Origin of the sequence: Kocuria aegyptia (genome assembly GCF_039530085.1) — a bacterium.
GTDB classification, from domain to species: domain Bacteria; phylum Actinomycetota; class Actinomycetes; order Actinomycetales; family Micrococcaceae; genus Kocuria; species Kocuria aegyptia.
The window spans coordinates 71,748-97,924 of record NZ_BAAAOA010000007.1 but is presented as its reverse complement, the minus strand read 5'-3'; the positions used below and the strand labels follow the sequence as shown (position 1 = coordinate 97,924).

The 26,177-nt window shown below is 72.6% G+C and carries 21 protein-coding genes and 1 riboswitch; of the genes, 12 read left to right on the top strand and 9 right to left on the bottom strand.

The window, feature by feature from the left end; genetic code table 11:
- The first annotated feature begins 59 nt into the window (after positions 1–59).
- Entirely contained in the window at positions 60–1,223 is a 1,164-nt protein-coding gene (locus tag ABD220_RS02695; RefSeq protein ID WP_344119598.1) for a glycosyltransferase family 4 protein, read from the top strand.
- 3 nt (positions 1,224–1,226) lie between these two features.
- On the opposite strand, the gene ABD220_RS02690 is transcribed toward ABD220_RS02695, so the two are convergent.
- Both ABD220_RS02690 and ABD220_RS02685 read right to left on the bottom strand, forming a co-directional pair.
- Entirely contained in the window at positions 1,227–1,610 is a 384-nt protein-coding gene (locus tag ABD220_RS02690; protein ID WP_344119596.1) for a PIN domain-containing protein, read from the bottom strand.
- 11 nt (positions 1,611–1,621) lie between these two features.
- Positions 1,622–1,849: a hypothetical protein gene (locus ABD220_RS02685; protein WP_344119595.1), complete on the bottom strand. Its 228-nt coding sequence runs from the start codon at positions 1,847–1,849 to the stop codon at positions 1,622–1,624.
- Positions 1,850–1,862: 13 nt separating this feature from the next.
- A riboswitch (SAM riboswitch) is annotated at positions 1,863–1,988 on the bottom strand.
- A 405-nt stretch (positions 1,989–2,393) separates the two neighbouring features.
- Here ABD220_RS02685 and ABD220_RS02680 point away from each other — a divergent pair.
- Entirely contained in the window at positions 2,394–2,690 is a 297-nt protein-coding gene (locus ABD220_RS02680) for a hypothetical protein (protein ID WP_344119593.1), read from the top strand.
- Between the two features lie 195 nt (positions 2,691–2,885).
- Here ABD220_RS02680 and ABD220_RS02675 read toward each other — a convergent pair whose 3' ends face one another.
- The 5 genes from ABD220_RS02675 to ABD220_RS02655 all read right to left on the bottom strand — a co-directional run bounded on the left by ABD220_RS02675 (position 2,886) and on the right by ABD220_RS02655 (position 4,863).
- Complete coding sequence (locus ABD220_RS02675) at positions 2,886–3,074, bottom strand: hypothetical protein (RefSeq protein ID WP_344119592.1); 189 nt, start codon at positions 3,072–3,074, stop codon at positions 2,886–2,888.
- 164 nt (positions 3,075–3,238) lie between these two features.
- Positions 3,239–3,445, bottom strand: coding sequence for a transcription antiterminator/RNA stability regulator CspE (gene cspE, locus ABD220_RS02670; RefSeq protein ID WP_017832155.1), 207 nt, complete (start codon positions 3,443–3,445; stop codon positions 3,239–3,241).
- A gap of 213 nt (positions 3,446–3,658) precedes the next feature.
- Positions 3,659–3,982: a DMT family transporter gene (locus tag ABD220_RS02665; RefSeq protein ID WP_344119582.1), complete on the bottom strand. Its 324-nt coding sequence runs from the start codon at positions 3,980–3,982 to the stop codon at positions 3,659–3,661.
- A complete protein-coding gene (locus tag ABD220_RS02660; RefSeq protein ID WP_344119580.1) occupies positions 3,982–4,329 on the bottom strand; it encodes a DMT family transporter in 348 nt (115 codons plus the stop codon). The genes ABD220_RS02665 and ABD220_RS02660 overlap by 1 nt, the downstream gene beginning before the upstream one ends.
- A 3-nt stretch (positions 4,330–4,332) precedes the next feature.
- A complete protein-coding gene (locus ABD220_RS02655; RefSeq protein ID WP_344119579.1) occupies positions 4,333–4,863 on the bottom strand; it encodes a TetR/AcrR family transcriptional regulator in 531 nt (176 codons plus the stop codon).
- A gap of 176 nt (positions 4,864–5,039) precedes the next feature.
- Here ABD220_RS02655 and betT point away from each other — a divergent pair, with 176 nt between their 5' ends.
- From betT to ABD220_RS02640, 3 genes are all read left to right on the top strand, one after another.
- Positions 5,040–7,184, top strand: coding sequence for a choline BCCT transporter BetT (gene betT / locus ABD220_RS02650; protein ID WP_344119577.1), 2,145 nt, complete (start codon positions 5,040–5,042; stop codon positions 7,182–7,184).
- A complete protein-coding gene (locus ABD220_RS02645; protein WP_344119575.1) occupies positions 7,181–8,674 on the top strand; it encodes an aldehyde dehydrogenase family protein in 1,494 nt (497 codons plus the stop codon). The genes betT and ABD220_RS02645 overlap by 4 nt, the downstream gene beginning before the upstream one ends.
- Positions 8,675–8,773: 99 nt before the next feature.
- Positions 8,774–10,423, top strand: a complete 1,650-nt coding sequence (locus tag ABD220_RS02640) for a GMC family oxidoreductase (protein ID WP_344119573.1) — start codon at positions 8,774–8,776, stop codon at positions 10,421–10,423.
- 91 nt (positions 10,424–10,514) lie between these two features.
- On the opposite strand, the gene ABD220_RS02635 is transcribed toward ABD220_RS02640, so the two are convergent.
- Positions 10,515–13,640 carry a hypothetical protein gene (locus ABD220_RS02635; protein ID WP_344119571.1) on the bottom strand — a complete coding sequence of 1,042 codons (3,126 nt, stop codon included), beginning with the start codon at positions 13,638–13,640 and terminating at the stop codon, positions 10,515–10,517.
- A 120-nt stretch (positions 13,641–13,760) separates the two neighbouring features.
- On the opposite strand from ABD220_RS02635, the gene ABD220_RS02630 reads away from it, so the two are divergent.
- The 5 genes from ABD220_RS02630 to purU all read left to right on the top strand — a co-directional run bounded on the left by ABD220_RS02630 (position 13,761) and on the right by purU (position 23,017).
- A complete protein-coding gene (locus ABD220_RS02630) occupies positions 13,761–17,123 on the top strand; it encodes a DEAD/DEAH box helicase (RefSeq protein WP_344119568.1) in 3,363 nt (1,120 codons plus the stop codon).
- Positions 17,124–17,312: 189 nt separating this feature from the next.
- A complete protein-coding gene (locus tag ABD220_RS02625) occupies positions 17,313–18,725 on the top strand; it encodes a TY-Chap domain-containing protein (protein ID WP_344119567.1) in 1,413 nt (470 codons plus the stop codon).
- 180 nt (positions 18,726–18,905) lie between these two features.
- Complete coding sequence (locus ABD220_RS02620) at positions 18,906–20,144, top strand: benzoate/H(+) symporter BenE family transporter (RefSeq protein ID WP_344119566.1); 1,239 nt, start codon at positions 18,906–18,908, stop codon at positions 20,142–20,144.
- Positions 20,145–20,397: 253 nt separating this feature from the next.
- Positions 20,398–21,537: a VIT1/CCC1 transporter family protein gene (locus ABD220_RS02615; protein ID WP_344119564.1), complete on the top strand. Its 1,140-nt coding sequence runs from the start codon at positions 20,398–20,400 to the stop codon at positions 21,535–21,537.
- 613 nt (positions 21,538–22,150) lie between these two features.
- Entirely contained in the window at positions 22,151–23,017 is an 867-nt protein-coding gene (gene purU, locus ABD220_RS02610; RefSeq protein ID WP_344119562.1) for a formyltetrahydrofolate deformylase, read from the top strand.
- Positions 23,018–23,051: 34 nt separating this feature from the next.
- On the opposite strand, the gene ABD220_RS02605 is transcribed toward purU, so the two are convergent.
- Complete coding sequence (locus ABD220_RS02605; protein ID WP_344119560.1) at positions 23,052–24,116, bottom strand: Gfo/Idh/MocA family oxidoreductase; 1,065 nt, start codon at positions 24,114–24,116, stop codon at positions 23,052–23,054.
- 301 nt (positions 24,117–24,417) lie between these two features.
- Here ABD220_RS02605 and ABD220_RS02600 point away from each other — a divergent pair, with 301 nt between their 5' ends.
- The gene (locus tag ABD220_RS02600; protein WP_344119559.1) at positions 24,418–25,158 is read left to right on the top strand and encodes a GntR family transcriptional regulator; all 741 of its coding nucleotides are present in this window, start codon (positions 24,418–24,420) and stop codon (positions 25,156–25,158) included.
- Between the two features lie 59 nt (positions 25,159–25,217).
- Positions 25,218–26,135 (top strand): 5-deoxy-glucuronate isomerase, encoded by a 918-nt coding sequence (gene iolB, locus ABD220_RS02595; RefSeq protein WP_344119558.1) that lies wholly within the window; start codon positions 25,218–25,220, stop codon positions 26,133–26,135.
- Positions 26,136–26,177 lie beyond the last annotated feature (42 nt).

Genomic DNA, 26,177 nt, shown 5'->3' with positions numbered 1-26,177 from the left:
CACCGGCGGGCCACGCCCTGCTTGCCGCTCGGTCGCCGGGCCCGGCCAGGCTCGGGTCCATGAGAGTCGCCGTGGTCGCCGAGCAGTTCCTCCCCCACCTCAACGGAGTCACCCACTCGGTGCTGCGGGTCGTCGAGGAGCTGGCCGCCGAGGGCCACGACGTCGTCGTCGTGGCCCCCTCCTACGACCCCGCTCCGCTCGGGCGCCTCGCGGAGGAGGTCGTCGAGGACCTCGCCGGGGTGCCGGTGCACCGGCTGCCCGCCGTTCCGCTGACCGGCTACCCCGCCGTGCGGGTGGCGGGCGGGACCGTGGCGCGGGTGCGCCGGCAGCTGGAGCACTTCCGGCCCGACGTGGTCCACGTGGCCTCCCCGTTCGTGCTGGGCCGCCGGGCGATCGTGGCGGCCCGGCAGCTCGGGGTGGCCTGCGTGGCGGTCTACCAGACGGACGTCCCCGGCTACGCGGCCAAGTACGGGGCGCCGTTCCTCGAGCAGCTCCTCTGGGGGCACGTGCGCTCCATGCACAACCTCGCGACGCTCACGCTGGCGCCGTCCACCTCGGCGGTCCGGCAGCTCACCGAGCACGGCGTGCGGGACGTGCACCTGTGGCGGCGCGGGGTGGACACCACCCGCTTCTCCCCGCGGCACCGGGACGAGCGGTGGCGGGAGGAGGTCGGCGGCGGCCGGCGGATCGTCGGCTACGTGGGCCGGATCGCGCCGGAGAAGCAGGTGGAGGACCTCTCGGCGGTCGCGGACCTGCCCGGCACGCGGCTGGTGGTCGTGGGCTCGGGGCCGGAGGAGGACGCCCTGCGCCGCCGGCTCCCGCAGGCGCACTTCACCGGCCGCCGCAGCGGCGCCGACCTGGCGCGCATCATGGCGTCCTTGGACGTGTTCGTCCATCCCGGCGAGTTCGAGACGTTCTGCCAGACGATCCAGGAGGCCATGGCCTCCGGTGTGCCGGTGGTCGCGACCGGCCGGGGCGGGCCGCTCGACCTCGTGGACCGGTCCCGCACCGGCTGGCTCTATCCCCCGGGGGACCTCGGGGCGCTGCGCGGGCACGTGGTCGATCTGCTCGGCGACGAGGCGAAACGGGCCGCGTTCGGGGCCGCGGCGCACGCGGCGGTCCAGGGCCGGACGTGGGACGTGCTCGTCGGCCAGCTGCTCGAGCACTACGAGCGGGCCGTGGCGCTCTCGGCGCCGGGCCGTCGCGACCGCCGGGCCGCCTGAGGGCTACCGCCGGGCGGGGGACGCGTCCAGCACGGACGCCCCGGTGCCGGCGTACCGCCCGGGCTCCGCGGTCAGCACGGTCAGCCCGTGCACCCTGGCCGTGGCCGCGGTGAGACCGGCGAGTGGGTCGGCCGCCGCGCTCTCGCCCAGCGCACCCCAGACCCGCGCCACGGCGGCGTCCACCGGCAGCACCCGGCCCGGGAAGCGCAGCTCGAGCTGCTCGGCCCACAGCGTCTCGTCGGGACGCTCGGCGAGCAGCTCGCCGAGCACCGTGGCCGGGAGGAACAGCCGCCGGTGACCGTGCCGGCGCAGGACCTCGGCCAGTTCGGGGCAGCGCTCCGGGGTGCGCACCCCCAGCAGCACGGAACGGTCCAGGAGGAGGTCCACGGGAAGGGGCCTCAGGCTGCCGCGGCGAGCTCCCCGCGGGCCGGAGCCAGCAGGAAGTCCACGAACTCGGTGCGGACCTGCACCACACGGGCGTAGTCCTCGATGCTCATGGCGGAGGCACTGATCGCCGGGACGTCCGGCGCCGGGTCGCTCCGGGCGGCGTCCCCGCTGGCCGGGACGCTCCGGGAGGTCTCGGGGAACGTTGCCGCTCGGGCGGCGGGGTGGCGGGGGTCGGTCATGACCGGGGTCCTTCGTGCGCTCTTGCTCGCACCGGGTACCGCTGCTGCGGCGATGCGAGCCGCTTCGTCATCCGAACCACCCGTGAACATGGGGTTGGTGCCCGGTCAAGTCGGAGCTTGCCGACCGGGTCTCTTGAAGCTCCCTCCATTCAACCACATCACCTGGCCCGCAGCGGTGCAGCACCCGGTGCCACCCTCCTGTGCGCCGGTCTTCCCCGGGGTGTCATCGCCCCGACACCTCGACGACACATCATTGCGCTGAAATGGGTCCCGATGAACCGGGAACGGCGCCGGCGACCACCCCGCGCATTACGTTTCGGTGACACAACTCACGGCCGGCTTGTCGTGGTGTCGGAGCCTCGGGGTAGCCTGAGTCTGCTTCTCGAGATGCGGCGTCCGCGTGCTCGGCCGGAGATCGACGATCCCCGGCGGGTGAGCGGAGAGGCTCCGACCCGCTGCGCGCCAACCCGATGTTCCCGGGTGGATCGGATGACGAAGCGGCGGGCAACGCCATCGGATGCCTGCAAGAACGTCAGGAGAAAACATGACCATGTCCGAAGAAAGAACGACCAGCACCACCGACCAGCACGAGGAGTGGATCGACGTGACCGTCACCACCCTCCCCGATCTGCACCTCGTCCGGCTCACGTCGACCGACGGGGACGTGCAGGAGTACCTGAGCGCCGAGGCCGACGACCTCGCCGCCGCGGCGGAGCACACGGAGGGACCCGCGCAATGGTGCGCCAAGTACCGCCAGCTCCTCGTTCCCGGAGCCCTCGCGGCGACCGGGCGGCACCCGTTCTTCAAGCTCCACCCCTCGTCCCTCCCGCTGTCGGCGTAGCCGGCGGGCAGGACACGACGGAGGGCGCAGCCCACCGGGCTGCGGCCTCCGTCGTGCGGGGCGGGAACAGCCCGAGACGCCGCACCGGAGCCGGATCGCTGCAGGGCAGGAGCACAGCAGGGCCGGAGCACGCTGGGAGGCGGTACGACGGCGGGGGTCCGGCGGTCCGGGAGCACGGGCGGATCCGCGGGACGCTCACTCGAGACCGTAGTCCCCCGCGGAGCCCCAGCCGCCGCCGGCCTCGTCGGCCGAGCCGTCGAACTCCCACTCGGAGGCCTCCACCTCGAAGGGCACGGAGACGTCCAGCTGGGCGTCGGAGATCCGGTTCACCACGAAGGGGTCCTCCGGCTCCTCCGCGGCGGGGCACGGATCGGGGACGGTCACGGTGCTTCCTCCCGGTGGTTCTGGCGGTGCTCGTCCCCGGTGCTCCGGGACCGGTAGTTCAGGACCGGCGCTTCAGGACCGGCGCGGCACGACGACAGAACCGCCGCCGGGCAGAGCCCGGCGGCGGTTCTGGAGGATCAACGGGCCGTGGCCCGCGGGGATCCTTAGGAGATGACGTTGATGTTCGCGGCCTGGGGGCCCTTGGGGCCGTCCTGGGTCTCGAACTCGACGCGGTCGTTCTCGTTCAGCGAGCGGAAGCCGTTCGAGTTGATCGCGGAGAAGTGGGCGAAGACGTCCTTGGAGCCGTCCTCGGGGGTGATGAAGCCGAAGCCCTTGTCAGCGTTGAACCACTTGACGATACCGGTAGTCATGGGAGACCTGATCCTTCATGAGATGAACGTTTCCCGACGTTCGAGAAACCAAACAGTTGTGATGCATGGAAAACGTCTTCTCAGAAAAACTGCTGCACCCGAGTGGGCCGAACTGCTTGAAAGACAAAAACGAACCTCAACAACTGCAGACCACTCTACACGAGATCCGGCACCGCACCACCCGGGCGCCGCCGGCCTCCTGCGAGGAGCCGCTCAGGCCGGCAGGGCGCCCAGCTCGATCAGCAGCACCCCGCCGACGATGAGGGCCACGCCGACCGCCGTCACCCAGGTGAAGGGCTCGCGGAACAGCAGCCGGCCGGCCAGCGCCGTCAGCGCCACCCCGCTGGCCGACCAGATGCCGTAGGCGACCCCCAGCGCCATGCCCTCGGCCAGGGCCAGACTCAGGCAGGTGAACGCGACCAGGTAGCCGGCGGCCACCGCCGCGTACCAGCGGGGGCGGCCCCGGGCGGCCATCCGCAGGGACAGGGTCCCTGCGACCTCGGTGAGGATCGCGACGGTGAGGAAGAGCCACGCCATCAGCCGGCCTCCTCCGGTCGCTGGGCAGGGCGGTGGGAGCCGATCTCCACGCAGAGCACACCGGCCACGACCAGGACGATCCCGGCCAGCACGGCCGGGCTCAGCTGCTCACCGAAGAGCACGGCCGCACCGAGCGCCGTGAGCATCACCCCCAGGGCGGCCCACACGCCGTAGGCGACCCCCACGGGCGTGCCGCGGCGCAGCACGGCGGCCAGGAGCGTGAAGGCGGCGCCGTAGCCGGTGACGACGAGCACGTACCAGGCGGGCTCGTCCAGTGCGGCCTTCAGCGACAGCGTGGCCGCCACCTCGCTGAGCACGGCGGCGAGCAGCAGCAGCCATCGGGTCACCGCTCAGTCCGCCAGCAGGGCGTCGGCCACCGCCCGGACCCGCGCCCGCTCCGCGGGGTCCGGGGCGAAGACTCCCGCGGCGTCGGCGAACCACACGCCGTCGGCGATCAGCCGCACGGCCAGCAGCCGGCTGCGGCGCTCGACGGGCAGGTCCTCGGGCAGGGTCAGCCACGGCGCCACGCGCGCGCTCCAGCGCTCCTTGAGCGTCGCCCGCAGCCGCTGGTCGGTGAGCATCACGAGATCCGTCTCGTCGACCTCGCCCGAGAGGCACCAGTCCAGGTAGGCGCGCAGGCGTTCCGCGACGGGCACCTGCTCCGGCGGGGCACAGAGGCGGGCGGCCATCTGCGCGTCCCAGCCGTCCATCACCCGGTCCACCAGGGCGAGCATCAGCGCTTCCTTCGTGGGGAAGTGGTACATCACTCCCGGCTTGGTCAGGCCCACCTGCCGTGCGGTCGACGCGAGGGAGATCGTGCCACCGCTCCGGATCAGCTCGAGGGCCCCGTCGAGAATCCGCTCACGGGATGGGGTGCTCATAAAAAAATACTTTACCAACCGGAAGGAAGGTGTCACGATGTTGCGCATGGCCGGTGTGGCGGACATCACCACACCGGCCCGACACGGGACGACGACGTCCCGCCCCGCCCGGTCTGCGCAGACCCGGGCCCAGGGGCATCCCACCCCGGATCACTCTCCACAGGAGGACCCGTCCCATGACCACTGCCGTGCACGACAGCACGTCCAAGAGTGAGGCCCTCACCGGCGCCCAACGCCCACGACCGACCGTGAACCGGATGGTGTTCGCCGGCTCGGGCGTGACCATCATCCTGTTCTCGCTGTGGGCGATCCTCGCCCCTGAGCAGGCCTCCACCGCGATCAGCACCGTGGTCGGATGGATCGCCACCAACATGGGCTGGTTCTACGTCCTGACCGCCACCGTGGTGACGGTCTTCGTGCTCGTCGTGGCGTTCTCCCGCGAGGGGACCATCAAGATGGGCCCCGACCACTCGAAGCCGCAGTACAACCTGTTCACCTGGACCGCGATGCTCTTCGCCGCCGGCATCGGCATCGACCTGCTGTTCTTCTCCGTGGCCGAGCCGGTCACCCAGTTCTACGGCCCGCCCGCGGGCGAGGGCGGGACCGCCGAGGCCACCCGTATGGCCGTGGTGTGGACGCTGTTCCACTACGGCGTCACCGGCTGGGCGATGTACGCCCTGATGGGCATGGCCTTCGGCTACTTCGCCTACCGGTGGAACATGCCCCTGAGCATCCGGTCGGCCCTCTACCCGCTGATCGGCAAGCGCGTGCAGGGGCGCATGGGGGACGCCGTGGACATCGCGGCGCTGCTGGGCACGATCTTCGGCGTGGCGACCTCGCTGGGCATCGGCGTGGTGCAGCTCAACTACGGCCTGTACCTGCTGTTCGGGATCGAGGAGGGCGTCGCCGCGCAGATCGGGCTGATCGTCGTGGCCGTGGTGATGGCGACCGCCTCGTGCGTGTCGGGCGTGGACAAGGGCATCCGCCGGCTCTCGGAGCTCAACGTCCTGATGGCCGTGGCGCTCATCATCTGGGTGCTCGCCGCCGGCCGGACCTCGTTCCTGCTCGACGCCACCGTGCAGAACCTCGGCGACTACGTGGCCGCGCTGCCCGGGATGACCCTGGACACGTTCGCCTACACCGGTGCGGCGGAGTGGATGTCGGGGTGGACCCTGTTCTTCTGGGCCTGGTGGATCGCCTGGGCGCCGTTCGTCGGGCTGTTCCTGGCGCGCATCTCCCGCGGCCGCACCCTGCGCGAGTTCGTGATCGCGACCCTGACCGTGCCGTTCCTCTTCATCCTCATCCTCGTCTCGGTCTTCGGCAACAGCGCCCTGGCGATCGTCACGGGCGGCGACGACGCCTTCGGCCAGGCCGCCATGAACACCCCCGAGCGGGCGTTCTACTCGCTGCTCGAGCAGTACCCGGGCGCGCCGCTGCTCATCGCGCTCGCGTCGCTGGCCGGGCTGCTGTTCTACGTCACCAGCGCCGACTCGGGAGCGCTCGTGATGTCGACGTTCACCTCGACCATCCAGGACCCCACCCAGGACGGGCCCAAGTGGCTGCGCATGTTCTGGGCCGCCGCCACCGGGCTGCTGACCCTGGCGATGCTGCTGGTGGGCGGGGTGCCGACCCTGCAGGCCGCCACGCTGATCATCGGCCTGCCCTTCTCGATCGTGATGTACCTGATCATGATCGGGTTCTGGAAGGCCCTGCGGGCCGAGCGCTCCCAGCGCGAGGGGCGCAGCTCCACCCGCCGTTCCGCGGCCGCCTCCCGCATCCCCGGCCCGGACAGCCACTGGCGCCGGCGGCTCTCCCGGACCGGCTCGTTCCCGGGCCCGAGGGCGGTGCGCCGCTACGAGGACGAGGTGCTCGTCCCCGCCCTCACCGAGGTCGTCGAGGAGTTCCGGGCCCACGGACGCGACGCCGAGCTCAGCAGCTCGGTGGTCGGCTACCAGGACCTCTCGGAGCACACCCTGACCGTGCGGATGGGTGAGGACCGGGACTTCTGCTACCAGATCTATCCGGTGGCCACGCCGGTGCCGGCCTTCGGCGGGTTCCGCACGAACCCGGACTCGGACCTCTACTACCGCCTCGAGGTCTTCAACGAGACCGGCTCGCAGGGCACCGACGTCATGGACTGGAGCCACGAACAGGTCATCAACGACGTCCTCGACAGCTGGGAGGCGCACCTGGCCTTCCTGAGCATCCACGCCGGCCCGTCCGTCATCCAGGACGGCGAGCAGGGCCACCCCGACTGGTCCACCGACATCCACGACGTGCCGACGGGGCAGATCCCCGCGGCGAAGGAGGCACAACCGTGAGCACCACCCTCTTCATCGACGGACAGTGGGAGGCCGCCGCCGCCGGCGGCACCCGCACCATCGTCTGCCCCGCCGACGGCACCGAGGTCGGCACCGTCGCCGAGGCCACCGCGCAGGACACCGAGCGGGCGATCGCCGCGGCCCGCCGCGCCTTCGACGACGGCCGCTGGTCGGCGGTGCCCGCCGGGCAGCGCGGGGACCTGCTGCTCGCCGTCGCCGCCCGGCTGGGTGAGCGCAAGGACGAGTTCGCCCGCGCCGAGTCCCTGGACACCGGCAAGCGCCTGGTGGAGTCCGAGATCGACATGGACGACATCGCCGCGTGCTTCACCTACTTCGGCAAGATCGCCGCCGAGCAGGCCGGGCGCATCGTGGACGCCGGGGACCCTGCCGTGGTCTCGAAGGTCGTGGCCGAGCCGGTGGGGGTGTGCGGGCTGATCACGCCCTGGAACTACCCGCTGCTGCAGGCCGCCTGGAAGATCGCCCCGGCGCTGGCGGCCGGGTGCACCTTCGTGCTCAAGCCGGCCGAGCTCACCCCGCACACCGCGATCCTGATGATGCAGGTCCTCCAGGAGGTCGGCCTGCCCGACGGGGTGGCCAACCTCGTGCTCGGCGCCGGGGCCGAGGCCGGCGCGCCGCTGTCGGCCTCCCCGGACGTGGACCTGGTCTCCTTCACCGGCGGGGTGCTGACCGGCCGGCGCATCGCGGCCGCCGCCGCGCCCACCGTGAAGAAGATCGCCCTGGAGCTGGGCGGGAAGAACCCCAACGTGGTCTTCGCCGACGCCGACTTCGACGCCGCGGTGGACAACGCGCTCAACGCCGCGTTCGTGCACTCCGGGCAGGTCTGCTCGGCCGGGGCGCGGCTGGTGGTCGAGGAGCCGATCGCCGAGCGCTTCGTCGACGAGCTCGTCCGCCGGGCCGAGCAGATCCGCCTCGGCGGACCCTTCGACGCCCACGCCGAGACCGGCGCGATCATCTCGGAGGCCCAGCGCGAGAAGGTCCACGCCTACGTGGAGTGCGCCCGCGCCCAGGGCGCGAGGATCCGCACCGGCGGCGCCTACGCCACCGGGCCCTCCGCCGACGGGCAGCTGGACCTGGCGCGGGGCTTCTTCTACCCGCCCACGGTGATCGACCGCTGCACCCGGGAGATGGACTGCGTGCACGACGAGGCCTTCGGCCCCACCGTCACGGTCGAGACGTTCCGCACCGAGGAGGAGGCCGTCGAGATCGGCAACGACACGATCTACGGCCTGGCCGGGGCGGTGTGGACCGCCGACGCCGGCCGTGCCCATCGCGTGGCCTCCCGGCTGCGCCACGGCACGATCTGGATCAACGACTACCACCCCTACCTGCCGCAGGCGGAGTGGGGCGGGATGAAGCAGTCCGGGATCGGCCGCGAGCTCGGCCCCACCGGCCTGGGCGAGTACCAGGAGCTCAAGCACGTCTACCAGAACACCGCCCCCGCCGTCACCGGCTGGTTCGCCCAGCCCTGAGCCGCGCCCGTCGTCGTTCCCGGATCCGCGGGGACGACGACGGCGTGGGCCCACGAACCCTCGTTCCACGATTCCTGCCACGATTTCCAAGGAGAGACCATGACCGTTCCCAGCACCACCCCCGCGCCCGAGACCCCGCAGCGGTTCGACTACCTCGTGGTCGGCGGCGGCTCCGCCGGTGCCGTCGTCGCCGCCCGCCTGTCCGAGGACCCGACGGTGACCGTGGGGCTGATCGAGGCCGGCCCGCACGATCAGGGCATCGACGAGGTGCTCACCCTCAGCCGCTGGATGGAGCTGCTGGAGTCCGGCTACGACTGGGACTACCCGCTCGAGGAACAGGAGAACGGCAACTCGTTCATGCGCATGGCCCGCGCCAAGGTGCTGGGCGGGTGCTCCTCGCACAACTCCTGCATCGCCTTCTGGGCTCCCGCCGAGGACATCGACGAGTGGGAGGAGGTCCACGGCGCCGAGGGCTGGAACGCCGAGACCGCCTTCCGGCTGTACCAGAAGCTCGAGACCAACGACGACGAGGGCGCCCACCACGGCCACGACGGACCCGTGCACCTCATGCAGGTCCCGGACAACGACCCCTGCGGCGTGGCACTGCTGGAGGCCTGCGAGCAGGCGGGCATCCCGCGCACGAAGTTCAACACCGGCAAGACCGTGGTCAACGGCGCCAACTTCTTCCAGATCAACCGCAGGCCCGACGGCACCCGGGCCTCCGCGTCCGTGTCCTACCTGCACCCGGCCGCCGACCGGGCCAATCTCACGATCCTGCACTCCACCCAGGCCACCCGCGTGGTCGTGGAGGACGGCCGGGCCGTGGGCGTCGAGGTCGTCGACAACGCCTTCGGCACCCCGCGCACCGTGCGCGCCCGCCGCGAGGTGGTCGTCTCCGCCGGGGCGATCGACACCCCCAAGCTGCTGATGCTCTCCGGGATCGGTCCCGCCGAGCACCTGCGCGAGGTCGGCGTGGAGGTGCTCGTGGACGCCCCCGGCGTCGGGGAGCACCTGCAGGACCACCCCGAGGGCGTGATCCAGTGGGAGGCCAAGAAGCCCATGGTCACCGAGTCCACCCAGTGGTGGGAGGCCGGGATCTTCACCCAGGTCGACCCGGACACCGACCGGCCGGACCTGATGATGCACTACGGCTCGGTCAACTTCGACATGCACACCTACCGGCAGGGCTACCCGAGCTCGGACAACGCCTTCTGCCTCACCCCCAACGTCACCCACGCCCGCTCCCGCGGCACGGTGCGGCTGCGCTCCAGGGACTTCCGCGACAAGCCGAAGGTCGATCCCCGCTACTTCACCGACCCCGAGGGCTACGACCTGCGCATCATGACCGCCGGGATCCGCAAGGCCCGCGAGATCGTGGCCCAGTCCCCGCTGGCCGAGTGGGCCGGGGAGGAGCTGTTCCCCGGCAAGGACGTGCAGACCGACGCTCAGATCGCCGACTACGTCCGCCGCACCCACAACACCGTCTACCACCCGGCCGGCTCCTGCCGGATGGGCCCGGCCGAGGACCCGATGTCCCCGCTCGACCCGCAGCTGCGGGTCAAGGGCGTGGCCGGGCTGCGCGTGGCCGACGCCTCGGTGATGCCGGAGCTGACCACGGTCAACCCCAACATCACCGTCTACATGATCGGCGAGCGAGCGGCGGAGCTGATCGCCGCCGACGCCGCTGACCGGGCGAACGCCGCTGACCGGGCGGACGCCGGCGACCGGGCAGCGGTGCCGACGGCGTAGCCGCGGACCGGACCGCGCACCGAGCGGCCGACGGCAGCGGGCCCCGGGTCGGACGACCCGGGGCCCGCTGCCGTTCCCGGCCGGGAGCGGCTCAGCTCATCAGCTTGTCGACCAGAGCCTGGGCGAACTCGGGCGTGACGTCCCCGTAGTTGAGCGAGAAGTCCTCGTCCACCTTGGCGGGCAGCAGCCCGGAGCACAGGACGGCGGCACGGGCGTAGAGCCCGGCCAGCTCCGCTCCGATGGGCACGGACAGCAGCTCCAGCTCGGGGTCGTAGGAGACGATCGGCACCCCCGCCTGCCGCGCGGCGAGGTGCTTGCCGATGCCGGAGGCCACGAACCGGGCGTGGCCGGACTCGACGTCGGCCGGGGTGCGGAACGCGTACCGGGTGCGGTGGTGGTGGTTGATCCGGTACAGCCCCGGCCGGTTCCGGTCCTCGGTGGGTTCCCACGTGGCGTCCTCGGGGACGAAGCGCTCGGCCACCCCGTTGTACTGCATCTCCGCGCGGCGCAGCTGCTCCTCGACCTCGGACAGCGGGGGCAGGGTCTCCAGCATCGCGGGCCCGGCGTCGAAGACGACGTCGCACAGCCCCGCCGGCAGCGCCTCCTGCAGCGCGCCGAGGTCCACGTCCTGCAGCAGGGTGGTCCCGTGGTCCTCCGGGGAGAGCACCACCACGGACGCCTCCTGCGCCGCGGCCGCCTCCGCGACCACGGCCTCCTTCTCCGGCGTCCAGCCGCCCGTGAGCAGCACGGAGCCGTCCACGAGCTGGGTGAGGGCGGGACCGCAGACCTGCCAGCGCCGCACGGTCCAGTGCTCGTCGCGGACGACCTCGAGGAAGCCGAGGGCCTGCAGGTGGCCCACGAACCACTCCTCGAACCGCTCGGAGTCCTCGAGCTGGCGGGCCACGATCGACAGGCTCGAGCGCTTGCCGCCGCCCAGGAAGGTGAGGGCGTCCCGGAACGGCGCCCAGGACGTCGGGTACTCCCCCTCGTCCGGGCCGATGAAGCGCAGCGCCTCCACGGACCCGGTGGAGGTCAGCGCGGAGGGCTTCGTGAGCCGGCCCGGATAGCGCTTCTGCAGCCCGCACTGGGCGCACCCCCCGAAGATCCACGGCGCCTTCGCCTTGGGCTCCATGGCCGGCAGCACGATGCGGTGCCGCCCGGTGGCCAGGCAGGAGCGCCCCTCCGGCTCGGGCAGCGCGTTGGTGCGCTCGAGCAGCAGCTGCCCCTCCGAGGAGTGCCAGCCGGGGGCCCCGGGGACCTCGTGGTCCCCGGCGGCCTCGCGCGGGGGCAGGTTGTCGAACGCGCCCTGCACGTACCGCTCGGGCAGCTCCGCCACGATGCCCGCCGTGACGGGCCACAGGGGCTCCTGCTCGACGTGCACCATCTCCCCCTCGTAGCCGAGGGAGCGCTGGGTCAGGTGGAAGGAGCAGTCGCGGAGCTTGAACTCGCGGCGCTGCCGGACCGTGCGGCCCGCCTTGAGGACCAGGGTGTAGTCGTTGGGCTTGAGGGTCCTGTCCGCCCGCGCCATCGGCGTCCCGTGCAGCGAGATCTGGAACGGCGGCACCCGCCCCTCCACGAGCTTGGCCTTCTCGAGCTTGAAGGAGTGCGGATTGCGCCACTCGCACTCCACGGTGAGCGGCGCGTCCGTGTCCGAGGTGATCGTCACCTGCGGAGGGCGCAGCGCGGACCAGCGCACCACGCTGCCGGGGATCCGCAGCCCCCCGGAGAGGGTCACGGCGGGCACCAGGCGGGGCACCAGGCCGGAGAAGTTGTCGTTCGCGGTAAGCTCCGGGTTGCCCGCGCGCAGCACCTGCACGTCGTCGAACATCACCCAGCCCTCGGCGAGGCCCTGGGTCCCGGCCTCGACGAAGCGGTAGTCCGGGGAGGCGGAGTCGTCGAGGATCCGCTTGATCTGGGCGATCCACTCGGGCTCGTCCCGGACCATGATCCGGCACGGCCAGGCCGCGGGGATGTGGTCCACGGAGATGAAGGTGTCCGAGAAGCCGTCCTTCGCGAAGATGACGACGGGGCGCGGGTTGCGCTCGAAGCGCACGTCCCCGGCGCTGAGCTGCAGGGTGCCGCCCAGCAGCGACCCCGGGTCCATCCGCGCGGTGTAGGCGGAGACCCCCAGGAAGGCGTCCCCGATGAAGGACAGGAAGACGGTGCGGGGCCCCGCCGTGGTCTCGAGCTCCACCTCCCGGCCGGAGAGGAAGCGCTTGGGCACCACGAAGCCGAGCTCGAACACGGGGTTGCCCACGTAGTCGGTGCTGTCCGTGAGGGACAGCGAGCACGACTTGACGGCGCTGCGGCCCGGCCCCCGGACGTTCGCGCGGACCTCGGCGCGGGCCTGCTCTCGGGACTGCTCCCAGACCGCGAGCTCCGCCAGGGCGATCTCGAGGCCCGGTTCGCGGGTGAGGGGGTTCGCCCAGACCTGCTTCATGGCCTTGGACGCCTTGGTCTCGGCCATGTCGAGCCAGAAGTCCAGGTAGACCCCGAGCTCGGCGGCGGACAGGCCCTGCGCGGTGGTCATCCCCAGGTCCTCGAACATGCGGTGCAGCTGACGCCGCTCCGCCTCGCCGAACATCGTCTGGGACAGCGCGAGCCCGACCGGCCGCTGGTTCACCGCGTACGCGGTGGGCAGGCCGATCTCGCCGTTGCGCAGCTCGAGCCAGTAGCGCAGCGCGTCCCAGTACGCCTCGGTGTCCTTCTTGAAGGAGGACTCGAGGGCCTTGGCGTTCTCCGGGCCGGCCTGCAGCAGCACGGCCAGCGGCAGGAAGAACGTGGAGACGGACTTGTTGCCCGTCCGTGCGGCCAGCGTCGACATGTGCCGCCCGGCGAGGGCGAACAGTGCCAGCAGGGCGACGACGGGCGGCGGCGGGATCTCCGCGATGGAGTCCAGGCTGCGGCGGGTGGCGCGGTACCACTGGCCGTTGAGCCGGTTGAACACGTCGAACACCGAACGCCGCCCGTCCTCGGTCACCAGCAGGGGCGTCACCGAGTCGGCGAGCGCCCGCAGGGTGGAGGGCCCGTCGAGGCCGCGCTCCTCGCCGATCGCGGCGAGCGTCTTGTCGTCGAGGTCGAGGTAGATCAGCTCCCCCGCCCGCTCCGGGCCGAAGAAGGCCGCGCAGACGGCATCGTTCCAGCGGAGGTAGGCGAGCTCCTCGGCACTGTCGGCAATGGCATGGTCTCCGAGGCGGAGCCCAGCAGTGTCGGGCACGAGTCCTCCGTCCGCGGCCGCACGTGGGGCCGCTGTCGTCGTTCGAGGGGTCGCATCGATTATAGGTAGGCCGCGGGACCGCTCCGCACGTGCGGTGCCCCGGCCCGATACGGTGGGACGATGCACTCCCCTCCCGGTCCCCTCGTGGACTCCCGGCGGCTCGTCGCCGCCTCCGGGCCCGCCGTCTTCCGCCGTGGCCAGGAGTACTTCCGCACCGGGCGCGTGCGCGCCCTGCGGTGGTCCCCGGGCGCCGAGGGGTCCGGCAGCCTCTCCGCCGAGGTCGAGGGCTCCGGGGCGGTCTACTCCGTCTCCGTGCACGTCGGGGCCGACGGCGCCCCGGGCCCCGCGTGGTGCAGCTGCCCGGCCGGGGGGTTCTGCAAGCACGCCGTCGCCACGGTGCTGCGCCACAACTTCGAGACGGCGGTCCGGGCCCACCAGCAGGGCGGGACCGCGGCGCCGTCGCCCCCCGCCGGCGCCGCGTCCCGGCAGGACCCTGCGTCCCCGGCGGGACCCGCGTCCGCGCGGCAGGGCGGGGCCCCCGACTGGAAGGACGCCCTGACCGAGATCCTGGGCGGGCCGGGCCCTGCGGAACCGCCCGCCGAGGAGCCCCAGGGCGTGGCCCTGGAGTTCGACCTGCGCCGGGAGCCGTACCGGTACGTGCACGGCACGGGCCGCGCCGGCTCGCCGTGGCACCTGTACGTCCGCCCGGTCCGCCGGGGGCGGCGGGGCGGGTGGATCAAGGGCGGGCTGGACTGGGAGAGCGTCACCGCCGACGCCGGCCGGTGGTCCCTGAGCCCCGCACAGGTCGACTGGTTCGACGAGCTCCGGGCGCTGAGCGCCACCCGCTCCCCCTACGCGGTGCACGACCGGCACTGGATCCGGCTCGACTCCTACGCCTCCCCCCTGCTGTGGGGCATCCTCGCCCGGGCGGAGGCCGCCGGGATCACCCTGGTCGGCCGGGAGCACGGGCTGCCCGTGCGGGTGGAGGAGCCGGGGCGTTTCCACGTGGACGTGCTGCGCGGCCCCGGCAAGGACCTCGAGCTGCGGCCCACGGTGGACAGCGGCGGCCGCCGGATCGCCCTCGGCACCGCCCGGATCATCGGCGACCCGGGGCACGGGCTGTTCTCCCCGGACGGGGACCCGCAGGACGTCGCCGACACCGAGGACCTCAACGTCTTCCCGCTGCGGCTCGTGCCCCTGGCCACCCGGCTCACCCGCGAGCAGCGGCGTTTCCTGGACACGGCGGGCGGGCTGCGGATCCCCGAGGACGAGGTCGAGGAGTTCTTCGACCGCTACTTCCCGCGGCTGCACCGCAGCATGGACGTGGACACCGGGGACGGGTCCATCGAGCTGCCGCAGGTCGCGGACCCCGAGCTGGTGCTCACCCTGGAGCACCAGGAGCTCACGATCCGCGCCCGCTGGGAGTGGGAGTACCAGAAGGGCCACGACCGGATCCTGCTGCCCTTCCGCCCCGAGGACCCGCTGGCCGACGAGCCAGTGCACCGCGAGTCGTCCTGGGAGACGGCGGTCACCGCCGCCGTCCGGCACCGCGCGCCGGGCGTGGACTTCCGCCGCTCGAGCTACGTGGCGCAGGACGCCCTGGTGCTCGTGCGCGAGTGGCTGCCCGCCCTCGAGAAGATCCCGGACCTGCGGATCGAGCACACCGGCGGCCGCCGGGCCTACCAGCAGATCGCCGACCCGCCCACCATCACCGTCAGCACCGCCGCCACGGAGCGCCGCGACTGGTTCGACCTGGGGGTCACGGTCAAGGTGGGAGAGTTCTACATCTCCTTCACCGACGTCTTCCGCGCCCTCGACCTCGGCCAAGACGTGATGCTGGCCCCGGACGGGTCCTGGTTCTCCCTGGACCGCCCCGAGTTCGACCGGCTGCGCGAGCTCATCGCCGAGGCGCGCTCGCTGCAGGAGACCCCCGAGGGACCGCTGCGCATCCACCGGCACCAGGCCGGGCTGTGGCAGGACCTCGAGGACGTCGCGACGGACACGGACCAGGCCGAGGCCTGGCGGGAGGGGGTGCGCTCCCTGCTCGAGCTCGAGTCCGTCGAGGCGCCGCCCGTCCCGGCGACCCTGCACGCCGAGCTGCGCCCGTACCAGCGCGACGGCTACTCGTGGCTGAGCGTGCTGTGGGACCACGGTCTGGGCGGGATCCTTGCCGACGACATGGGCCTGGGCAAGACCGTGCAGGCGATCGCCCTGATCTGCCGCGCCGTCGAGCGGGACCCCGGCCTCCCGCCGTTCCTGGTGGTCGCCCCGACCTCCGTGGTGCCCAACTGGACGGCGGAGATCCGGCGCTTCGCCCCGTCCCTGCCGGTCGTGGGCGTGACCGACACCCAGGCCAAGGCCGGCACCGAGCTCGCGGACTCCGCCGCGGGCGCCCGCGTGGTGGTGACCTCCTACACCCTGCTGCGCCTGGACGAGCCCGCCTACCGGGCGCTGCCCTGGGCGGGGGTGCTCCTCGACGAGGCGCAGTTCGTGAAGAACCCCCGGACCAAGGCGCACCGGGCAGCGAAGGACCTCGACGCGCCGTTCAAGCTCGCGATCACCGGCACCCCGCTCGAGAACAGCCTCGTGGAGCTGTGGGCGCTGCTGTCCCTGACCGCGCCCGGCCTGTTCCCGTCCCGGCGGAAGTTCACGGAGACCTACCAGCGCCCCATCGAGCGCGGGGAGGACGCCGCCGCCCTGGCTCGGCTGCGCCGCCGCGTCAAGCCCCTCATGCTCCGCCGCACCAAGGAGTCCGTGGACCTCGAGCTGCCCCCCAAGCTCGAGCAGACCATCGAGGTGGAGCTCTCCCCCGCGCACCGCCGCATCTACGACACGCGCCTGCAGCGGGAGCGGCAGAAGGTCCTGGGCCTGCTGCGCGACCTCGACCGCAACCGGTTCACGATCTTCCAGTCCCTGACCACCCTGCGCCTGCTCAGCCTCGACGCGTCGCTCGTGGACCCCGCGGCGGACGTCTCCTCGAGCAAACTGGACCTGCTCTTCGAGCACCTGCCCGAGATCGTGGCGGAGGGCCACCGGCCCCTGGTGTTCAGCCAGTTCACGAGCTTCCTCAAGAAGGCCGCGGCCCGCTTGGACGAGCTGCGGATCCCCTACGCCTACCTCGACGGCTCGACGACGGACCGGGCCCGGGTGCTCGAGCGGTTCACCTCCGGTGAGGTCCCCGTGTTCCTGGTGAGCCTCAAGGCCGGCGGCTTCGGTCTCAACCTCACCCAGGCGGACTACTGCTTCCTCCTGGACCCGTGGTGGAACCCCGCCACCGAGGAGCAGGCCGTGGACCGGACCCACCGCATCGGCCAGCAGAAGAAGGTCATGGTGTACCGGCTCGTGGCCCGCGACACCATCGAGGAGAAGGTGATGGAGCTCAAGGAGCGCAAGGCCAGGCTGTTCACCGCCGTGCTGGACGACGACAGGATGTTCTCGAGCGCCCTCACCGCCGAGGACATCCGGGGCCTGCTCACGCCCTGACCTGCGGCTTCGTTCGCGGCCCACGTCCCGGGCCGTCACATTCCCCCGGACGCGCGGGGACCGGCGAGTAGGCACTAGCATCGGAGGTGCGCGGTGTCGTTCGGCGGCATGGTCCCGTACGACGGCGCGGCCCCCACGACCCGGGCGCCTGCCCCGAGCCGTTCCGCCCATCCGACCGGAGGATCCTCCATGCCGCACGCCGTGGCGGGTCTCGCAGCGTTCGTGCAGCGCTACGGCTCGCTGATCCACGCGATGGCTGACCGCGGGATGACCCGCGGTCAGGTGCGGATGCGCTTCCAGCTGCTGTTCCCGGAGGAGTCCACCGCCCTGCTGGACGCGGCGATCGCGTACCTGGGGCTGAGTTTCCCGGAGGACGCCTCCGCCCCGGACATCAACGACGGCGCGGTCACCGCCGGCGTGTGGCTCGTCATGTGCCAGCACCTCGGGCTGGCCCCGGCCCCCGACTACGCCGCGCTGAACCTGAGCGCGGACCTGGTCCGCGACGTCACCGGGCTGCTCGCGGCGTCCGACGCCGACGGCTCGCTCACCCGGCGGGCCCTGGGCATGATCGGGGCGGCCCAGCAGCACTGCGCCCAGAAGTCCCTCTGCCCCCCGCTCAGCACGCACAGCTACGAGATCGCCCGGCTGGGCCTGTGCACGGAGTCCGACTTCCTGTGCGTGCTGGCCCACCACTGGCCGGTGCCGGAGCGGACCGTCTCCGAGCGCCTGGGCGACGGGCGGTGGGACGTGGCGCTCGAGCGGATCGGACTGCATGCCGGTGCCGAGCCCGCCGCCGAGCACGTCTTCACGGAGGAGGAGTACGCGACCGCCGTGACGGCGTTCCTCTCCCACTGCCGCAGCACCGGCCACCACCCGACCACGGCCCGCTACGGCCGGTGGGTCGTCGAGCAGGAGGCGGGCTGCACTCCCCGGCCCTACTTCGACGGCGTCCGCCGCTTCTTCGGCTCCTGGGAGGAGGCCATGCGCTTCGCCTCCGCCCGCCAGCCGGCCGGGGAGCCCCTGGGGGACGGCTTCGCCGACACGAGGACCTGGTCCGACCTGGCCACGCCGGAGGCCCAGGAGATGCTCGGCCGCGCCGGCATCGGCGTGGTCCAGTCCGACGCGGCCACCCCGGTGGCCGACGAGGACGTGTGGGAGGACCTGCGCCGGCTCATCTCCACGGTGCTCGCCCGGCTGCCCTGGAACGACTTCCTCGTCGTGGAGTACGAGCGCGAGGACGGCCGCTCGGAGGCGCCCGTCGCGTGGGCCGGGGTCGGCCCGCACGGCGTGGAGTGCGCCGTGCTCTCGGGCGGACAGCTCAGGCACGCGGCCTGGCCCGTGGACGCCACCTTCTTCTACGAGGACGAGTGGAACGAGCCCACGGGCTGGGACCAGCCGTGGACCACCGCCCCGCTGGGCTTCCCGGAGGCGGCGCAGAAGCTCGTCGAGGGCCTGCGCTTCGGCTGGGGCTGCGCCGACCCGTACCGCTTCCACTGGGGCGTGGGATCCTTCCCCGCGGAGACCCGTGACGAGGCCTCCGTGATCGCCCCCGACCGCCGGCAGTGGCGTTCCTCGGCGGCGCCGGACATCGTCGACTCCTGACCCACGGCGAATCCATATCCGGGCCCGGGTCAATCATGCAGGATCGATATTTAACCATGGGGAAGTGACGGCCTAGGCTGGCACGGTCCGCTGTTCCGCCACCGGGCACCGTCGCCCGGTGGCGGCACCGCGCCCTGCCGCCCGCTTCCGCCCTCCGACTCCGCCCTCCAGGAGCACTCCATGAGCCGCCACTCGCCGAGCACCGCCGCGCAGGCCGAGCGGCCGGGCCGGGGACTCCGGCGGGACTGGTCGGCCTCGGCGGCCCTCGCGGGGTTCGTGGCCGTGGTCGTCTCCTATTCGGGGCCCGTCCTCGTGGTCCTCGAGGCCGCCCGGGCGAGCGGGCTCAGCGCGGAGCTCACCTCCTCGTGGCTGTGGGCCGTCTCGGTCGGCTCCGGCATCACGTGCGCCCTCATGAGCCTGTGGACCCGCCAGCCCGTCATGGTGGCATGGTCCATCCCCGGGGCGGCGCTGCTCGTCACCTCCCTCGGCGACCACTCCTTCTCCGACGCGGTGGGCGCCTACGTCGTCACCGGCGTCCTGGGCCTGCTCCTGGGCGCGACCGGGCTGATCGGCCGCGTCCTCGCCGCGGTGCCGACACCCATCACGGCCGCCGTCCTGGCCGGTGTGCTGTTCCCCTTCTCCATCAAGGTGGCCGCGGCCGTGGTCGAGAACCCGTGGGTGGTGGGCGCACTGGTCCTCGGCTACCTCCTGGGCCGGCGCTTCCTCCCCCGCTACGCGGTCTTCGCCGCCCTGGGCCTGGCCGTGCTGACGGCCCTCCTCCGGGGGCGGATCGAACCCGTGGCCCTGGACCTGTCGCTCACGCAGCCGGTGCTGACCGCGCCCACGTTCTCGTGGGAGGCGATCGCCGGGATCAGCATCCCGCTGCTGATCGTCACCGCGGCCGGGCAGAACGCCCCGGGCCTGGCCATGATGCACACGGCTGGCTACGCCGCCCGGGACCGCCTCCTGTTCGGCGCCTCCGGCGTCGCGTCGATCGCCTTCGCGCCCTTCGGCAGCCACGCCCTGAACCTCGCCGCCGTGACCGCGGGCATCGCGACCAGCCCCGAGTCCCACCCGGACATCGGCCGGCGCTACGTGGCGGGCGTCTCCTGCGGCGCCTTCTACGTCCTCTTCGGCCTGTTCGCGGACATCGTCGTCACCGCGTTCTCGGCGGTCCCCCCGGGCATGATCACCGCCCTCGCGGGCGTGGCCCTGCTCGGCGCGCTGCAGGGGTCCTTCTCCGAGAGCATGCGGCCCGGCAGGCACCAGCCGGCGGTCATCGAGGCGGCGCTGATCACCCTGGTGGTCACGGTCTCCGGGATCGCCCCCTACGGCGTCGTCTCCCCGTTCTGGGGCATGCTCGCGGGCATCGCGGCGTACGCGATCCTGCGCCGCCCCGCGGGGCCCGGCTCCCGCTGAGCGGCCCGCACGCCTTCGGCGCACCGAACCCCGGGGCCGCCGCCGCGGGTCTACACTCGTCGGGAAACGAAGGGAAGTAGTTCCCGGGTGCCGTGCACCTGTCGGCCTGTCGCCATCCCGGTCTCGACGAGGAGTCCCGGCAGCCCACCCGCACCCGCGGGCGAACGAGACCTCCCGGACGACACCGCACCCCTGGTCGGCCCTCCGCGCGCCCCGTGCGGCCCGGGGCCGCTCCGGCCACGAGGAAGGCCCCATGACGCCCGCACCCGACGCCCCCTCCCCCCGGGGAGGCCCTGCCCGACCGGTCCGGCCGGAGCGCGGGCAGATCCGCCGCTGGCGCAAGTACCTCGCGCAGGAACGCGCCGAGGCGCGGATCTACCGCCTTCTCGCCGCCCGCAGCACCGGCCGGGAGCAGGAGATCCTGCACCAGGTCGCCGAGGCAGAGCAGCGCCACGCCGAGCACTGGGTCCGGCTGCTCGGCCCCCACGCGGAGGCCGAGGCCCGGCCGTCCCTGTACTCCCGGCTGCTGGTCTTCCTCGCCACGCACTTCGGCTCCGTCTTCGTCCTGGCCCTGATCCAGCGCGCAGAGAGCCGCTCCCCCTACGAGCGGGAGGAGGACGCGTCCGACGCCATGGCGGCCGACGAGGCGGTGCACGAGGAGATCATCCGCGCGCTCGCCACCGAGGGCCGGCACAAGCTCTCCGGCAACTTCCGGGCGGCGGTCTTCGGCGCCAACGACGGTCTCGTGTCCAACCTCGCGCTGGTCATGGGCGTGGGCGCCACCGGCACCTCCCCCGGGATGGTGCTCTTCGCGGGGATCGCCGGCCTGCTCGCGGGCGCACTGTCCATGGGGGCCGGGGAGTTCGTGTCCGTGCGCTCGCAGCGCGAACTGCTCGACGCCTCCCAGCCGACCCAGGTGACGCTGCACGTGGCACCGAACCTGGACCTCGACGCCAACGAGCTCGTGCTGATCTACCGGGCGCGGGGCATGAGCGAGGAGGCCGCCGAGCACCGCGCCGCGGAGCGGCTGGGCTTCTTCGAGTGCGACTGCGACCCCTCCCGGTCGTTCCGGGACACCGTCGAGGACGAGCCGGAGCGGCGCTCCACCGTGGCCCTGGGGACGGACCTGGGGGCCGCCGCGTCCAGCTTCTGCTTCTTCGCCTCCGGAGCGGTGATCCCGATCCTGCCGTACCTCGTGGGCCTCACCGGCGTCCCCGCGATGCTCGTCGCCCTCGTGCTGGTCGGGATCGCCCTGCTCGTCACCGGAGGCCTGGTCGGCCTGCTCTCCGGCGCCTCTCCCTGGAAGCGCGGGCTGCGCCAGCTGGCCATCGGCTACGGCGCCGCCCTGGCCACCTATCTCCTCGGCCTGCTGTTCAACACGAGCGTCGCCTGACCGGCCGCTGGGCGTCACGAACGCGAACGCGCACTGTCCTCATTTCCGGGGACAGACAGGGAGACCGAGACCGGGCACGGCGGACGGCCGCGCCGCGAACGGGCTGGTCGGGGCCTGGATCCCCGCGCTCCGGCCGCCCCGGAACCCCGCGGACCGGCCCACAGTTCCCCGGCGGCCGGGCGTCGGCCACCGGCCCCGGGAATTGCCTGGGGAAACCGGGTGCGGACGCAGTACCGGTTCGGATAAGGTTGCCATCGTGGTGAGAACCACAGCAATGGGGGAAATTGCACGGATCGGACCGATTCGGACGCACTGGGGGGTGCACCGTCTGCGGCATCCGTGTTCTGAAAGCCGCTCAGCCCACGGCTCTCCTCCGTTGAGGCGTTCAACGCCTGCCGATGGCCGCGGGTCCTCCATGGGAGGCGCATCTCTCCCCGCGCCGGGCGGACTCCTACCGCCCGTTCCCGCGGCCATCGGTCCACACCACATGCCTTCCGCACCCACCCGCGGCACGACGTCCCGGGCCCCCTCGCGCTGGGGCTAGGATCGTAGGGCCGCGCCCGCCGACACCGGACCGCGCGGCGCACCCGTCACAGCGCCGAGGAGCCCGCCCATGCCCGCCCAGGGGACCGTCGAACACGTCCTGACCGTCCACTGCCCCGAGGCCCACGGGCTCGTGAGCGCCATCACGTCCAACCTCACGCAGCAGGGCTGCGACATCTTCGACGTGAAGCACTTCTCCGACCGTTTCACCGACGAGTTCTTCATCCGCTGCCACACCGTCAGCGAGACCGGCACCGCCACCGTCGAGTCCCTGACCGAGGGCTTCGCCCCGGTCGCGGAGCAGCACGACATGCGGTTCCGGCTGGTCCCCGTGCAGCGCCGGACCCGGGTGCTCGTCATGGTCTCCCGCTTCTCCCACTGCCTCACGGACCTGCTGCACCGCACCCGGATCGGCGAGCTGCCCATCGAGATCGTGGCCGTGGTCTCCAACCACCTCGACCACAAGAGCCTCGTGGAGTGGCACGAGATCCCCTTCCACCACATCCCCGTCACGGCCGGGACCAAGCCGCAGGCCGAGGGCCGGCTGCTCGACCTCGTGGACCGCTACGACGTCGAGCTGGTCGCCCTGGCCCGCTACATGCAGGTGCTCTCCGACGAACTGACCCGCGAACTGTCGGGGCGGTGCATCAACATCCACCACTCGTTCCTGCCCTCGTTCAAGGGCGCCAAGCCCTATCACCAGGCCTACGCCCGGGGCGTGAAGATGGTGGGCGCCACCGCCCACTACGTGACGGCGGACCTCGACGAGGGCCCGATCATCGCCCAGCGCGTCATGCCCGTGGACCACGCCCACACCCCGGCGGACCTCGTGGCAGTGGGCCGGGACGCCGAGATGCAGGCCCTGTCCCGCGCGGTGAAGTGGCACGCCGAGGGGCGCGTGGTGCTCTCCGGCAACCGCACCATCGTCCTGGTCTGACCCGGCCCCCGCACCGCGGGACGGCCGGGCCCCGTCACGCGCGCGCCGGGCGCCGAGCCGTCCGTACCGAGCCGTCGGACATCCCGAGCGGCCCCACCCGCACCGCCGCGCCCGTCTCGAGCGAGCGCTGCGCGGCATCGGCCACCCGGGAGGCGGCCACGGCGTCACGGGCCGTGCAGGGGCTCGGGATCTCCCCGCGCACCACTCGTACGAAGGCCGCCATCTCGCGGCGGTAGGCCTCGGCGAAGCGCTCGTGGAAGGTGGTGTGCGGCGGCCCGGCAGGGAACCCGATCCCGGGTTCGGCGGAGCGCAGGGCCATGTGCTCGTCCATCCCCACGGCCACCGAGCCCTTCGAGCCCTGCAGCTCGAGCCGCACGTCATGGCCCGCGCCGTTGTAGCGGGTCGCGGCCACAGTGGCCACCGTGCCGTCGTCGAGGGTGAGCACGGCCAGCGCGGTGTCGACGTCGCCCACCGCGCCGATCCGCGGGTCCCCGCGGTTGGACCCGCGGGCGTACACCTCGACGACCTCGCGGCCGGTGATCCACCGCAGGACGTCGAAGTCGTGCACGGAGCAGTCCCGGAACAGCCCGCCCGACGTCGCGAGGAACTCGACGGGCGGCGGGGTCATGTCACCGGTCACGGCGCGCACGGTGTGCAGCCAGCCCAGCTCGCCCGCGGCGCAGAGCTCCCGGGCGTGGAGGTACCCGGGGTCGAAACGGCGCTGGTGACCGATCTGCACCACGCCCTGCGCGTGCTCGATCTCGTCGAGCAGGGGCAGGGCCGCCTCGACGGACAGCGCTACCGGCTTCTCGCAGAACACCGGCAGCCCCGCCGCCAGGCCCACCCGGATCAGTTCCGGGTGCGTGGCCGTGCCGGTCGCGACGACGAGGCCGTCCACGCCGTCCTCGAGCAGCGCCTGGACCGTGGGCACCGGTGCCGCACCCGTCCGGGCGGCCACGGCGGCCGCCTGCTCGGGCACGGCATCCGTGAGGCTGAGCCGGACGGCGGGCCCGCCGTCGCGGCCGCGCAGGGCGGCGAGGTGGGCGGCGTGCATGGCGCCGATGCGGCCGGCGCCGATCAGCCCGATCCGGATGGTCATGGCAGGAGCACCTCTCGTTCCGTGAAGTTGCTGCGGGACCGGCTCGGACGCGAGCCGGGGATCGGCTCGCATCCGCCGCGCACGGCCGCGCGGGGGAACTCGTCGAGCGGTTCTGCGCCTTCCCTCCGGTCGCCCGGTGATCCGCTGCTCCTCGCCGTCCGAGCCTTCCGTTCGGTGTCCATTCTCAGTGGCGCAGGTCACCTACGTCAATAGAATGTATGGACATATGTACATCCCTCCGTCCACAATGGGAGGAGATCAGCGTTCCCCCCGGAACGGCACAGCCCCTTGGAGGTCCCCCATGTCCGGCCCACTCCACCTCACGGTCGACAAGACCTCCCCCGTGCCTCTCTACCACCAGGTGGCGCAGGGACTCGAGGACGCGATCCGCAGCGGCGAGCTGCCTCCGGGAACCAAGCTGGACAACGAGATCGACCTCGCCAACCGGCTCAACCTGTCCCGCCCCACCATGCGCAAGGCCATGGACCAGCTCGTCCGCGCCGGTCTGCTGGTGCGCAAGCGCGGTGTGGGCACCCAGGTGGTGGGCCCCCAGGTCCGCCGCTCGCTCGAGCTGACCAGCCTGCACGAGGACCTCCAGCGCAGCGGAGGCAATCCCAGCACCGACGTGCTGGACTTCGCACGGGTCCCCGCCGACAGCGAGGTGGCGCTGCTGCTCGGGATCGCCCCCGGCGACGAGGTCTACCACCTCGTGCGCCTGCGCGGCACGGACGGCGCACCGCTGGCCCTCATGGAGAACTGGATCCCCTGCTCGCTGTGCGAGCTCACGCGCGAGCAGCTCGAGCAGAACGGCCTGTACTCGCTCATGCGGGGCCAGGGCGTCAACTTCCAGCTGGCCCACCAGCGGGTGGGCGCCGTCTCGGCCGACGCGTTCCAGGCTGAGCAGCTGGGCGTCGAGCCCGGTGCCGCGCTGGTCAGCATGCACCGCACGGCCATGGACGACCTCGGCCGCCCGGTGGAGACCGGCCGGCACGTGTACCGGGCCGACAAGTTCACCTTCGAGCTCACCCTCGTCCAGCGCTGAGCGCAGGACAGGCTCCGCCCGAGACCACTGCACGACGACACCGGAAGGCACACCGCCCCATGCGCACCGACAGCTCCCGCCCCGAATGGGTCCACCCCAAGGACTCCGCCGCCCAGGACGGCTGGTTCGTCTCGCTGGGCGGCCACGACTCCGTCACCGTGGTACCCGGCTGGGCCCACACGGGGCTGCGCGTGGCCGACCTCGGCCCGGGCGAGCGGATCACCCTGGACGCCGCCGAGGAGGAGCGCATCGTGGTGCCCCTCGCGGGCGCGTTCACGGCCGGGACGGGCGGCCAGAGCTACGACCTCGCCGGACGGGCGTCCGTCTTCGCCGGCCCCACCGACGTCCTGTACACCGGGATCCGCCGGGACCTGGTCCTGTCCACCGAGACCGGCGGCCGGGTGGCCGTGGCCTCGGCGCCCGCCCGCGCGGAGCACCCGACGCGGCTCGTGACCCGCGAGGAGATCCCGGTGGAGCTGCGCGGCGCGGGCAACTGCTCGCGCCAGGTGCACAACTTCGGCACGCCCGCCGCGCTCGAGGCCGACCGGTTCATCGTGTGCGAGGTGCTCACCCCCGCCGGGAACTGGTCCTCCTATCCGCCGCACAAGCACGACGAGGAGAAGGACGGGGAGACCGCCCTCGAGGAGATCTACTACTTCGAGACGCAGCTCGCCGAGGGCATGCCCGCGCCGGAGGGCGCCGGCACCGACCCCATGGGCTACCAGCGGGTCTACGCCTCGGACGACCGCCCCATCGACGTCAGCGCCGAGGTGCGCTCGGGCGATGTCGTCCTGGTGCCCTACGGCTGGCACGGGCCCGCCATGGCGACCCCCGGCTACGACCTGTACTACCTCAACGTCATGGCCGGCCCGGGCCGGGTGCGGGAGTGGCTGATCAGCGACGACCCCCACCACGGCTGGATCCGCCGGACCTGGGACGAGTCGGCGGTCGACCCGCGGCTGCCCTTCGGCCGCTGAGCGCCCTCGGCGCCGACCGATCGGGCCGGCCCCCCCCTGCGG

Coding starts and splice junctions, on each gene's coding strand:
- ABD220_RS02695 (WP_344119598.1), top strand. CDS start 60: ATGAGAGTCGCCGTGGTCGCCGAGCAGTTCCTCCCCCACCTCAACGGA.
- ABD220_RS02685 (WP_344119595.1), bottom strand. CDS start 1,849: ATGACCGACCCCCGCCACCCCGCCGCCCGAGCGGCAACGTTCCCCGAG.
- ABD220_RS02680 (WP_344119593.1), top strand. CDS start 2,394: ATGACCATGTCCGAAGAAAGAACGACCAGCACCACCGACCAGCACGAG.
- cspE (WP_017832155.1), bottom strand. CDS start 3,445: ATGACTACCGGTATCGTCAAGTGGTTCAACGCTGACAAGGGCTTCGGC.
- ABD220_RS02665 (WP_344119582.1), bottom strand. CDS start 3,982: ATGGCGTGGCTCTTCCTCACCGTCGCGATCCTCACCGAGGTCGCAGGG.
- ABD220_RS02655 (WP_344119579.1), bottom strand. CDS start 4,863: ATGAGCACCCCATCCCGTGAGCGGATTCTCGACGGGGCCCTCGAGCTG.
- betT (WP_344119577.1), top strand. CDS start 5,040: ATGACCACTGCCGTGCACGACAGCACGTCCAAGAGTGAGGCCCTCACC.
- ABD220_RS02640 (WP_344119573.1), top strand. CDS start 8,774: ATGACCGTTCCCAGCACCACCCCCGCGCCCGAGACCCCGCAGCGGTTC.
- ABD220_RS02630 (WP_344119568.1), top strand. CDS start 13,761: ATGCACTCCCCTCCCGGTCCCCTCGTGGACTCCCGGCGGCTCGTCGCC.
- ABD220_RS02625 (WP_344119567.1), top strand. CDS start 17,313: ATGCCGCACGCCGTGGCGGGTCTCGCAGCGTTCGTGCAGCGCTACGGC.
- ABD220_RS02620 (WP_344119566.1), top strand. CDS start 18,906: ATGAGCCGCCACTCGCCGAGCACCGCCGCGCAGGCCGAGCGGCCGGGC.
- ABD220_RS02615 (WP_344119564.1), top strand. CDS start 20,398: ATGACGCCCGCACCCGACGCCCCCTCCCCCCGGGGAGGCCCTGCCCGA.
- purU (WP_344119562.1), top strand. CDS start 22,151: ATGCCCGCCCAGGGGACCGTCGAACACGTCCTGACCGTCCACTGCCCC.
- ABD220_RS02605 (WP_344119560.1), bottom strand. CDS start 24,116: ATGACCATCCGGATCGGGCTGATCGGCGCCGGCCGCATCGGCGCCATG.
- ABD220_RS02600 (WP_344119559.1), top strand. CDS start 24,418: ATGTCCGGCCCACTCCACCTCACGGTCGACAAGACCTCCCCCGTGCCT.
- iolB (WP_344119558.1), top strand. CDS start 25,218: ATGCGCACCGACAGCTCCCGCCCCGAATGGGTCCACCCCAAGGACTCC.